Origin of the sequence: Flavobacterium sp., from assembly GCF_044368995.1 — a bacterium.
In the GTDB taxonomy this organism is placed as follows: Bacteria; Bacteroidota; Bacteroidia; order Flavobacteriales; family Flavobacteriaceae; genus Flavobacterium.
The window spans coordinates 11684-23527 of record NZ_JBIPMS010000006.1 but is presented as its reverse complement, the minus strand read 5'-3'; the positions used below and the strand labels follow the sequence as shown (position 1 = coordinate 23527).

General features: G+C 30.4%; 8 protein-coding genes. 7 read left to right on the top strand and 1 reads right to left on the bottom strand.

The window, feature by feature from the left end; all coding sequences use genetic code 11:
• Window positions 1-21: 21 nt before the first annotated feature.
• The 3 genes from ACIQ2I_RS01215 to ACIQ2I_RS01205 all read left to right on the top strand — a co-directional run bounded on the left by ACIQ2I_RS01215 (window position 22) and on the right by ACIQ2I_RS01205 (window position 2664).
• Window positions 22-948: an ABC transporter ATP-binding protein gene (locus ACIQ2I_RS01215; RefSeq protein ID WP_396180613.1), complete on the top strand. Its 927-nt coding sequence runs from the start codon at window positions 22-24 to the stop codon at window positions 946-948.
• Window positions 949-1011: 63 nt separating this feature from the next.
• The gene (locus tag ACIQ2I_RS01210; RefSeq protein WP_396180612.1) at window positions 1012-2019 is read left to right on the top strand and encodes a 3-oxoacyl-ACP synthase III family protein; all 1008 of its coding nucleotides are present in this window, start codon (window positions 1012-1014) and stop codon (window positions 2017-2019) included.
• 60 nt (window positions 2020-2079) lie between these two features.
• Window positions 2080-2664: an outer membrane beta-barrel protein gene (locus ACIQ2I_RS01205; RefSeq protein WP_396180611.1), complete on the top strand. Its 585-nt coding sequence runs from the start codon at window positions 2080-2082 to the stop codon at window positions 2662-2664.
• Between the two features lie 178 nt (window positions 2665-2842).
• On the opposite strand, the gene ACIQ2I_RS01200 is transcribed toward ACIQ2I_RS01205, so the two are convergent.
• Window positions 2843-5248 (bottom strand): TonB-dependent receptor domain-containing protein, encoded by a 2406-nt coding sequence (locus ACIQ2I_RS01200; RefSeq protein WP_396180610.1) that lies wholly within the window; start codon window positions 5246-5248, stop codon window positions 2843-2845.
• 178 nt (window positions 5249-5426) lie between these two features.
• On the opposite strand from ACIQ2I_RS01200, the gene argS reads away from it, so the two are divergent.
• The 4 genes from argS (at window position 5427) to ACIQ2I_RS01180 (ending at window position 11839) form a co-directional block, all read left to right on the top strand.
• Complete coding sequence (gene argS / locus ACIQ2I_RS01195; protein ID WP_396180609.1) at window positions 5427-7205, top strand: arginine--tRNA ligase; 1779 nt, start codon at window positions 5427-5429, stop codon at window positions 7203-7205.
• Between the two features lie 70 nt (window positions 7206-7275).
• Window positions 7276-8733: a hypothetical protein gene (locus ACIQ2I_RS01190; protein ID WP_396180608.1), complete on the top strand. Its 1458-nt coding sequence runs from the start codon at window positions 7276-7278 to the stop codon at window positions 8731-8733.
• On the top strand, window positions 8726-10159 hold the full coding sequence (locus tag ACIQ2I_RS01185) for a GDSL-type esterase/lipase family protein (protein WP_396180607.1): 1434 nt from the start codon (window positions 8726-8728) through the stop codon (window positions 10157-10159). Before ACIQ2I_RS01190 ends, ACIQ2I_RS01185 begins: the two co-directional genes overlap by 8 nt.
• Before the next feature lie 6 nt (window positions 10160-10165).
• Window positions 10166-11839 carry an MBOAT family O-acyltransferase gene (locus tag ACIQ2I_RS01180; RefSeq protein WP_396180606.1) on the top strand — a complete coding sequence of 558 codons (1674 nt, stop codon included), beginning with the start codon at window positions 10166-10168 and terminating at the stop codon, window positions 11837-11839.
• Window positions 11840-11844: the final 5 nt, after the last annotated feature.

The following is an 11844-nucleotide window of genomic DNA, read 5'->3' as shown; positions in this document are numbered from 1 at the left end:
TTATTTCCTTACTATTCGCAAATGCTTCACGTAACCATTCCTTCTTTTTCTTATCAAGAAAAAATTATTTTACAAAATCTAACATTTTCATTAGATGAAGGGCAACAATTAGCCATTATTGGAGAAAGTGGTTGTGGTAAAAGTACGTTGTTGAAATTAATCTACGGAATGTATGACTGCGATGAAGGGCATCTTTCTTGGAAATCAGAACCTATTTTAGGTCCGAAATTTCATCTTGTTCCTGGCATGCCTTTTATGAAATATTTAGCACAAGATTTTGATTTAATGCCCTTTATTACAGTAGGTGAAAACGTAGGAAAATTTTTATCGAATTTTTATCCAAAAGAAAAGCAAAATCGAATAGACGAATTGCTAAGTTTAGTAGAAATGTCTGAATTTAAACATGTAAAAGCTAAATTTTTAAGTGGCGGACAAATGCAGCGTGTTGCTTTGGCGAGAGTTTTAGCGCAAGAGCCTGAAGTTTTGTTGCTAGACGAGCCTTTTTCTCATATTGACAATTTTAGAAAGAACAAATTAAGAAGAAAAATATTTCAATATTTAAAAGAAAAACAAATAACAACAATAGTTGCCAGTCATGACATTAACGATGTACTGTCATTTTCAGATGAGGTTATTGTTTTGAAAGATGCTACCATTTTAGAAAAAGCAACCCCTTTTAAATTATATAACCACCCAAAATTTCAATATACAGCAGCTTTATTTGGTGAGATTAATGAAATAGAAATAAATGGTAAAATACAGTTATTGTATCCCAATCAATTGCAAATTGTAGAAAAATCTGACATTCAAGTTGAGGTGGTAGCTTCCTATTTTAAAGGAAAATATTATTTGATTGAAGCCAAATATGAAAATCAGATGCTCTTTTTTGAATCAGAGTATAATTTAGCAAAAAAAAGCATCGTTTATCTAATTATTATAGATAGATAAGCAATAAATTAATAGTAAAATAAAGCATATTTTTTCTTAAATTTGCTTGTAAATATTTTTTAAATGTACCATTCAAAAATATCGGGCTTAGGTTATTATGTGCCAGAAAACATTGTAACAAATGATGATTTATCCAAAATAATGGATACCAATGACGAATGGATTCAGGAAAGAACAGGTATTAAAGAACGTCGTCATATCATTAGAGGAGAAGATACTACTACTTCTATGGGAGTAAAAGCTGCAGAAATTGCTATACAGCGAGCAAATGTTGCCAAAGAAGATATAGATTTTGTGATTTTTGCCACACTTTCACCAGATTATTATTTTCCAGGTCCTGGTGTGTTAGTGCAGCGCGATTTAGGTTTAAAAACAGTTGGTGCCTTAGATGTAAGAAATCAATGTTCTGGATTTGTGTATGCCATTTCAATTGCCGACCAATACATTAAAACAGGTATGTATAAAAATGTTTTGGTAATTGGTTCCGAAGTCCATTCTACCGGATTAGATATGTCTGATAAAGGCAGAGGTGTTTCAGTGATTTTTGGAGATGGAGCAGGAGCAGCCATACTTTCAAGAGAAGAAAATTTAAATAAGGGAATACTTTCAACACATTTACATTCAGAAGGGCAACACGCTGAAGAATTGGCACTCATAGCTCCAGGAATGGGCAAACGCTGGGTTACTGATATTATTGCGGATAATGATCCAAACGACGAAAGTTACTTTCCTTACATGAACGGACAATTTGTATTTAAAAATGCTGTAGTTCGTTTTAGCGAAGTAATTAATGAAGGCTTAGAAGCCAATAATTTAGAGGTCTCTGATATTGATTTATTAGTGCCGCACCAAGCGAATTTGAGAATTTCTCAATTTATTCAGCAGAAATTTAAATTGTCAGACGACCAAGTGTATAATAATATTATGAATTATGGAAATACTACCGCTGCATCTATTCCAATAGCTTTAACAGAAGCTTGGGAAAAAGGTAAAATTAAAAGTGGCGATTTAGTTGTTTTAGCCGCATTTGGCTCTGGTTTTACCTGGGGAAGTGTTATTATTAGATGGTGATTTTAGAGTATAGATAATAAAATGTAGAATATAGATGATAAAGATAATTTCAATTTTATTATGGAAATAATTAAAAAAACGGTTTACTTAATATTAATTTTTTTTCCAATCAATTTATATTCTCAAGTTAGAGAGAAAAAAGCAATTGAGTTAACCCCTAAAATAGGGTATTCCACATTTAAATATTATGCTTCTGGTTTTCCATCTGGGAAATTGAATTCTATAAATTTTGGTGTTACTGGGGATTATTATTTTAATCAAATTTGGAGTATACAGACAGGAATATTGTATCAAAAAATGGGCGGAAAAACTTTTTATGATAAATTTCAAATTGAATACATTAATCTACCAATTAATGCAAATTGGCATTTTGGCAGCAAAAGAAATTGGAATTTTAACATCGGTATGACTACAAGCTTTAGATTGAATGACTCAGAAAGCCAAAGTATTTTAGGGGCCAAAATTAAAAATATTCAAAGTGGATTTAATATTGGAACAGGTTATAAAATAGAAGTTTCAAAGAGGATTGGAATTTTGATAGATTATCAATTTTTTTCTGGAGCAACAGGTTTAGACCAAGATGAGATATACGTAATTACAAACAAAGGAGGTAATTTAAATATAGGAACTGTTTTTAAATTATAAATAAAATAGACTTACAAAAGTCACAAACTCATTTGAATTTATTATAATCTTTAAAGTTGTTTAAGTAATTATAAATAATTTTGTAAACTTATAAATGGCAAATAAGCAGAAATAAAAAAAGCGTTCAGAATTTCTGAACGCTTTTTTTGCCTTATGCCTTAAACCAAATACCCAAAAGCTAGAACATTCCTCCACCTTGGGTTTCATTTTTTTCACGTTGTTTACGTTGTAGTTCTTTGTTTTTTCCGCTTCCAAAATTGTAATTGAAACCTAAGTAAAAGGTTCTGCTTTCAAATCTAAATTCGCCATCTTGACGGAAGGGAATATTGCCATTAAATCCAAAATATTGGGTTCTAAAAATATCATTCATTCTAGCAGAAAGTGTTCCTTTTCCTTCTAAAACACTATAGTTTGCGCCAAAATCTACACGGTACATCGGTGTTCTTAAATATTGCAATCCTAAATCGCGACTTCTGTACATTCCAAATAAATTAAATCGTAATTTTTTTGTAGCGGTAAACGTGTTGTTTAATCGCGTATTAAATGTGGTTACATTTATTTCTTTATTTTCTGGTAAGTTGGTGTTGATGTTTGTAACGGTTCCACGAACGGTTTTGTAATACACATCGGCACTTGCGTTGGTTGTCCACCATTTTGTTAATTTTAAATTGGCATTAATTTCTGCACCCAATTGACTGTTGTTGTCAAAATTATCAAAAGACATAATATTTTGAATATTGTTTAACGGGTTCGGAAAAATAACTCTCGAAATTTCAGCATTAATTAATCGGTAAAATACTGCTGAAGTTACACTTCCCAGACTGAAAATTTTAGTATGATTAATTTCGAATGAATTAGTAAATTGTGGTTCTAACGCAGGATTACCTCTTGATTCTAACAAAGGCGTAGTCCATTCTCTAATAGGATTTATTTGTCCAATACTTGGGCGATCTACTCTTCTGGTATAGTTTAAATTAAAAGTATTGTTGTCATCTAATTTATAAGACAAATACGCAGATGGATAAGCTGTAAATATTTCATCTGCTACCGAAGTGGATTCAAAATAATTTGGATTTTTTTCATTTCTTTCAAATTTGGCTTTTAAAGTATATTCTTCTATTCTAACCCCAACTTGCGCACTAAATTTTCCAAAAGATTTGCTGTAGTTGGTATAAAAAGCATGAATGTTTCTGTTAAAAGTAAACGGATTAGTGCCATAAAAGTTTAACGACTCATTATAAAAATTATTCTGTCCATCTTGAATTCTACTTTCAAAACCCATTTCAATTTTTGAATTTTCGTCTATTGGATTCGTATAATCAATATTAAACTGGGTATAGTTTGTTTTGCTATCTATATCATTCAATCTTAATACGCCATTGTTTCTAAAAAAGGAGATGTCTTCGCTTGAAGTCTTGGCATAATTTGCTTGAAATTCAATTAATTCGCCTTTTTTCTTGAAGTTATGTTTGTAGTTTAAATCGTAGGTTTGCGTAATATTTCCGCTGTTATTGGTAATCGTTTGAAGTTCATCTGCATACGTTGCATTATTATTATAATTTATATTCGTAATTGAATTTCCTTTTCCATCTGCAATATTCCAGTTTGTAAAAAACGATAAAGTATTGTTGTCATTAATATAATAATCTACACCAATTTTTGCCAAATGCGATGTATTGGTATTGGCAAAATTGAAATCTTGTCTGTTTTCTAAATTTGGACGATCCGATTCTACAAAACCAAAGCTTCTATTTCTTCCGTGATTAAAGCCATAATTCGTATAAAAATTTACTTTTCCCACTTTATAATTCAAGTTTAACGACTGATTTGTTTTTGGTGTAATTCCAAATGTGTAACCAGAAGTAATACTTCCGTTAAATCCATTTTGCGTGTTTTTATTTAAAATAATATTAATAATTCCGCTATTTCCTTCTGGATTGTATTTTGAAGAGGGATTGGTGATTAATTCGACTTGTTTTATAGATGCAGAAGGTATTTGTTGTAATAATTGTCCGGCATCAATATTGGTTGGTTTTCCGTCAATTAATACTCTTACATTGCTATTGCCTCGTAAACTTAATTCCTTTGTTTGTGGGTCAATATTTACGGTTGGAATGTTATTAAAAATTTCCGATGCTGTAGTTCCTGAGGCAATTAAATCTTTACCAATAGTCACTACTTTTCTATCAGCTTTTTGTTCAATTGTTGAGCGTTCCTTTATAATAGAAACTGTTTCAATAGTATTAGCATTCTGCTCTAAAGTGATATTTCCTAAATTAATTTCTTTGTTTTCTTCAGTCAAAGTTATCTTTCTTGAGGCATCTAAGTACCCAATAAAATTGACCTTTAAAATATAGCTTTTCACTTCTAAATTTTTTATTTCAAAGCTTCCGTCTTCTTTTGTTGAAATGGCAGCAATTGGTTTTTGACCTTCTAAAACGCTAACCGTTGAAAAACCAACTGGTTCGTTTGAGGTTTTGTCAATAATTTTTCCTTTAATTATTCCTGGATTTGTTTGTTGGGCTAGCAAATTTACTGTTGAAAATACTACTATTAAGGCGCTAAAAATGTGTTTTAATTTCATGATTTTTTTTAATGATTTGAACGAATAAATTACTCCCATTATTCCCCCAAAAAGGGTAGAGTAATTAAAGTGCAAAATACGAATTTTGTACATTAGACAAAATTTGTGCATTTTTGTTACAAATGAACTTTTCAATTGGTTAAAAATTCTATCTTTGCACGCTATTTAAAATACAATTATGTTATTACATGAGATTCTTTTCGAACCTATAAAAAATGCCGTTGAAAAACTATTTCAAATTACTATTGAAAAAGTTGAATTTCAATCTACTAAGAAAGATTTTGAAGGCGATATTACTATGGTGGTTTTTCCGTTGGTAAAACAAATTAAAGGAAATCCTATAGAAATAGGAACGAAAATAGGTGAATATTTAGTAGAAAACGTGGCTGAGGTATCAAAATTTAATATGGTTGCGGGTTTTTTAAATTTAGTAATTTCTGACCAATATTATATAAACTATTTCAATAGTATAAAAAGTAATAATTCGTTTGGTTTTGTCACGCCATCTGAAGGTGGAAAAGCGATTATGGTAGAATATTGTTCACCAAACACAAACAAACCCTTGCATTTAGGTCATATTAGAAATAATTTATTGGGATATTCAGTTGCTGAAATCATTAAAGCATCCGGAAAAAAAGTATATAAAACACAAATTATCAACGACAGAGGAATTCATATATGTAAATCGATGTTGGCTTGGCAAAAATTTGGAAATGGACAAACACCCAATTCAACCGGCCTAAAAGGTGATAAATTAGTGGGTAATTTTTATGTGGAATTCGATAAAGCATATAAAATTGAAATTGCAACATTAATTTCTCAAGGAAAAACTGAAGAACAAGCCAAAAAACAAGCACCACTTATTTTAGAAGCCCAACAAATGCTTTTAGATTGGGAAAATGGAAAACCAGAAATCATTGAACTTTGGAAAACCATGAATCAATGGGTGTATGATGGATTTTCCGTAACTTATACTAATTTAGGAATAAATTTCGACAGTTATTATTATGAAAGTAACACCTATTTATTAGGAAAAGATGTAGTAGAAGAAGGTTTAAGTCGTGGTGTTTTCTTCAAAAAAGATGATGGTTCAGTTTGGATTGATTTAACTGCAGATGGCTTAGACGAAAAAATTGTATTGCGTTCTGATGGAACTTCTGTTTACATGACACAAGATATCGGAACGGCAATTCAGCGTGTTAGGGATTTTTCAGATATAGGCGGAATGGTTTATACCGTTGGGAATGAGCAAGATTACCACTTTAAAGTTTTGTTCTTAATTCTTAAAAAATTAGGATATGAATGGGCTGAAAATTTATTTCATTTATCTTACGGAATGGTAGAATTGCCTTCTGGAAAAATGAAATCCCGTGAAGGAACAGTTGTAGATGCCGATGATTTAATGGCGGAGATGACTACCACAGCACAACAAATTTCAGAAGATTTAGGAAAATTAGATGGGTATTCAGAAGCAGAAAAAGTCAGTTTGTATAACATAATTGGTTTAGGAGCTTTAAAATATTACATGTTAAAAGTAGATCCAAAAAAACAAATGATGTTCAATCCAGAAGAATCAGTAGATTTTAATGGAAATACTGGACCGTTTATTCAATATACGTATGCTCGTATTCAATCGATTTTGAGAAAAGCCACTTTCGATTATAGCAAGGAAGTAACGTTTTCTGAATTGCATGAAAAAGAAAAAGAATTAATCAAACAAGTGCAACTATTTCCTGAAGTGATACAAAGTGCTGCTGAAAATCACAGTCCAGCATTAGTGGCAAATTACACATACGATTTGGTAAAAGAATTTAATTCTTTTTATCAAAATGTGTCGATTTTAGGAGAAGATAATTTAGACAAAAAAGTATTCAGAGTACAACTATCAAATTCAGTAAGTCAGGTAATTAAAAGCGCTTTCGGATTATTAGGAATTAGCGTTCCTGAACGTATGTAAAGTAATATTTACGAAGTTAGATTTACGATTTACGAAGTTTGAAATACAATTTTATAATTATAAAATAAAAGTGAACCAAAACAAAACCTATTTCTTTCAATCATGGCTAATTGTAGTAATTGCAATTGTAGCTTTTATTGGGTTTAAATCGTTTTTACCAAAAAAACTTTTCCCTGAAGCAACCGCAAATAGCAAAAATATTGTAGTAGATAGTTTGATGTTAGAAGCGGTGGCCGAAGGCGCCAATCTTTCTGAAGAAGACACTTTAACCAACAAAACCATTTCTTTTGTCAAAAATCCACTTGGAATAAAATTTTCTAGCGAGAAATTCGAACAATATAAAGGATATCAATACCTAATTCCGTTTTTTGAAAAATTATACCAATTAGAAACCAATCAAAAAGGAAAAGCACGAATTGCCTATTTTGGAGATTCTATGACTGATGGCGATCTAATTGTTCAAGATGTTCGTACGCAATTTCAAAGAGTTTTTGGAGGAGAAGGTGTTGGTTTTGTAAATATTACATCAGAATCAGCGGCCTCTAGAGGGTCTATTTTACATGAATTTTCTCTAAATTGGAAAACACAATCGTATTTAAAAACAAAAAGCCCGTTGCGTTCATTTGGTGTCAATGGTTCTGTTTTTTTTGCAAAAGATACCGTAAATACCACATGGGTGAAATATAAAGCAGGAAGAAATCGCTTTTCAAGTATTTTAAATAATCCAACACTTTTTTATGGAAGTTCTAAAAATAAAAAAGCAATGTTACGACAAGTTATTGGAAAAGATACAGTTTATAAAAAGCTTACGCCAAACGCCATTTTAAATACAACTCAAATTGGTACTACTTTAAAAAAGGTTAAAGTAAATTTCATAAAAGCAGATTCAATTCCATTTTACGGATTTAATTTTGATAATGGAAAAGGAATTCATGTTGATAATTTTTCTTCTCGAGGAAATTCTGGTTTGCCTTTAGGTTCATTTAATATTGATTTAATGAACGCTTTTCAGCAAAAGTTGGGTTATGATTTAATTATTTTACAATTTGGTACTAATGTTTTAAATTATGATTCATTAAATTATTCTTGGTATGAAAGAAAAATGACTTCTGTAGTAAATCATGTAAAACAATGCTTTCCAGGAGCTGCAATTTTAATTATTACAACTGCCGATAAATCAACTAAGTACGATATGCAAATGAAATCGGATTCAGCCGTTGCCCCTTTAATTATGGCTCAAAAGCGATATGCTGTAAAATCGGAAGCTGGTTTAGTAAATTTGTATACCCTTATGGGTGGAGATGGTTCTATGGTAAAATGGGTGGAAAATGTACCAGCAAAAGCAAATAAAGATTACACGCATTTTAATCATAGAGGCGCGAAAGAAATTGCACAACTCATTTATAAACAAATAGATACAGGTTATAAAGAGTACAAAATATTACGAGCTTTAGCTAAGAAAAAAACCCAACCCAAAACAAAGGTACTAGATTCTGTACCCATAACAAAAGATACTTTAAATGAATAAGTTTATATATATATTATTTTTTACAGCATTTGGTTTTTCGCAAAACGATACTGTAAAAGTTGCTATAGATAGTGCTACGGTTGCTATTGATACTACTAATTTTGAAGCATTTAATAATGTTATTTCTAATGAAAAAGCATTAACCGCAACTTTTGATAAGTTATACCAATTAGAAGAAAATCAAGATAGAAAATTTCGAATAGTTCACATTGGTGATTCGCATATTCAAGCAGATATATTTACAGCAAAAATACGATACAGAATGCAGCAAAATTTTGGAAATGCCGGTTTTGGTTTCACATTTCCATATAGTTTAGCAAGTACTAATAACAGTTCACCTATTAAATTTAATAGTTCTAGCGGATTTTCTGCAACTCGAAATTTATATGCAGAAGTATCAAAACCAGTAGGGATTAGTGGGATTTCTTTCGAACCTAAACAAAAGAATTTTCATATTGATCTTCTAGTTAAAGATGCCCAATTCGATTTCACAAAATTGAAAGTCATTTCGCCTAAAAACGAAAACATTTTTAATGTGTCCTTTGCGAAAAAAAGCAATATTGTTCAAGAGAAAGTGGCGGTTAAAACACCCGCAATAAGTGCTCATAAAGTAAAACCCGGTGAAGTTTTAGGTGGCATTGCTGATAAATATAACATTTCATTAAAACAATTAAAATCAGCCAACGGATTGTCTTCTGATAATATTAGAGATGGCAAAATTTTAAAAATACCTGGAGGCAAAACGGTTACAACTTATAAAACAATTTCAACTGTAAAATATAGTTATGAACCGATTGTTTTAGAAAACACATCATTATATAATGTTTATAGTTCTGAAAGACCGATTGATAAAATTACAATTATAGGAAATGAAAACAGTACTGAATACGCATTAAATGGCTTAATTTTAGAAAATGAAAATCCAGGTATTACTTATTCTTCTATTGGAGTAAATGGCGCAAAAAGTAGTGATTTTAATAAATTCCCTTTGTTTTTTGATCAATTACCAAGTTTAGAAGCAGATTTATATATAATTTCTTTAGGAACAAATGAAAGTTTTGACAAACAAGATATTGGTACTTATTTCGGAAATTTAAAAACAATGATTGACGGAATAAAACAGAAGTGTCCAGAAGCTTCTTTTTTACTAACTACGCCACCACCTTCAGTTTTACATGGAAAATCTCAAAATATTTATATTGAAAAATATGCCGAGAAAATTATTGAAATGGCACCAGCAGAAAACTATGCTGTATGGAATTTATTAGATATTTTTGGTGGAAATAAAAATATTACCATTAATTCAAAAATGGGATTAATGGCAAGAGACAAAGTGCATTATTCAAATACAGGTTATGATAAACAAGGCGAATTATTTTTCGATGCGTTTATTCAATCGTATGAATTATTTAAATCTGAAAAATAAAATATAGTGTTGCGAGATTGGTTTTATAAAAATATAGGCATAATTACTACTGAAGTAATTGAAAAATGGTTTGTTTACAACGAAAAAGAACCATTACTTTTTAATACGGGGCTATTTTTAGGTTTGTTTTTAGTCTTTTATTTTTGGTATATTTTGCTCAGAAAAGCAGACACCATGCGAATGATTTACGTAATTTTATTTTCGCTGTTTTTCTATTATAAATCTAGTGGAATTTATTTTTTATTACTTCTGGGTTCTGCTGTTGTCGATTATAATTTAGGTAATTTAGTACATCGTACTTCAAGTATTTTTTATAAAAAGTTATGTTTAACATTTAGTATTATTCTAAATTTAGGCTTTCTAGGCTATTTCAAATACAGCAATTTTTTAGTAGACACCCTTAATAGCTTAACTGGAGAAAAGTTTTCGTTTTTTGATGTTATTTTACCTGTGGGAATTTCATTTTATACATTTCAATCTATAAGTTATATTATTGAAATATATCGAAAAGAAATTGTACCCACAAAACGCTTTATGGATTATTTGTTTTTTGTTTCATTTTTTCCACAACTAGTAGCTGGACCTATCGTTAGAGCAAAAGATTTTTTACCACAAATATACCAGAAATTAAATGTTACACAAGACGATATTAATCGTGCTTTTCTATTAATTATTGGTGGATTAATTAAAAAAACAGTAGTCTCAGATTACATATCATTAAACTTTGTTGATCGTGTTTTCGATTTACCAAATAGCTATACACCTTTCGAAAACTTAATGGCTTGTTATGGTTATACGATTCAAATTTATTGCGATTTTTCTGGATATTCAGACATGGCAATTGGTGTAGCGTTGTTATTGGGTTTTAAATTACCAACCAATTTCCGTTCGCCATATAAATCGACTTCAATAACAGATTTTTGGCGCCGTTGGCACATTTCTTTATCTACTTGGTTAAAGGATTTTTTATACATTTCAGTAGGCGGAAATCGTTACGGAACTTTTGTAGGATTTTTATTTCCAAGTTTGTTTTTTATAATTACCATAATTTGGGGAATTTCGTTTTCTAAAACCAGTAACATTCCTTTAATTTTAGCAGTTGCTTCAACAACAATATTTATTTTCACTTTTTTATTCTCAAAAGAAAAAGAAAAAACAATGTACACCAATGTGAACTTAATGACAACTATGTTGTTAGGTGGTTTGTGGCATGGTGCTAGTTTACGATATATAATATGGGGCGCTTTACATGGTATGGCTCTCGCTATTCATAAAATATTTATAGAATATTATCCGCCGGCAAAACGTAGTATATTTTTCTTAACACCTTTTTTAAAGTTTTTAGCTATTTTAGTAACTTTTCATTTTGTGGCCTTTTGTTGGATTTTCTTTAGAGCAAAAGATTTTACAATTGCGCTACAAATAATTGAAAATATCGGGAATGTAACTTTCGATTTCAATCAGTGGTTCACTATTATTCAAGGCTATCAAAATGTATTTATTTTGATGTTCTTAGGGTATTTTTGGCATTACATTCCTGAAAAAGTTACTATTGCTATTCAAAATGTCTTTAAAGCAATGCCTTTAATTACAAGAGCTATTGTTTTAGGATTGGTTTTTTGGTTGGTTTACGCCACAGCTTCAGCAGGCCCACAGCCATTTATTTACTTCCAATTTTAAGATTT